1 protein-coding gene is annotated in these 566 nt (G+C 50.7%); it reads left to right on the top strand.

The annotated features are described in order from the left end of the window. Positions 1-566: sodium:solute symporter family transporter (locus tag R7040_RS28730; protein WP_411978230.1), on the top strand; the 566-nt coding region annotated here is incomplete at both ends.

Here is a 566-nt window from a genome sequence, read left to right as displayed (position 1 = left end):
CCGGCAATCCAATTCCACAAATAGGGCTCGGTAGTACCATGGCCGGCACCGATGTCTATCTGTTGGATCGGCTCGACCAAGTGGTGACGGAGCTCGGCTTTAGTGAATACACCACTCAAGTCCGCGGTGACACGCTAAACATGTTCGTTTACACCATGTCACTGATGATCGGTACTGCAGGTCTGCCACACGTAATCATCCGTTTCTTCACTGTACCGAAGGTGCGTGATGCACGTACCTCTGCAGGTTGGGCACTTGTGTTCATCGCTATCCTATACACAACGGCTCCAGCAGTATCAGCAATGGCACGTCTAAACCTAATGGATACCGTTAACCCAGCGCCGGGCCAACACTTGGCTTATGACGAACGTCCTACTTGGTTCAAAAACTGGGAGAAAACGGGTCTGCTAGGCTTTGATGATAAGAACGGTGATGGCAACATCAACTACACATCAGATGCTGCAACTAACGAACTGAAAGTTGATAACGACATCATGGTACTGGCTAACCCTGAGATCGCGAAACTACCTAACTGGGTTATCGCACTGGTCGCAGCGGGCGGTCTA

It is taken from the genome of Vibrio sp. 1069, assembly GCF_033340555.1.
Note: the sequence above shows the minus strand (reverse complement) of the source record. Positions and strands in the feature narration are given on the sequence as shown.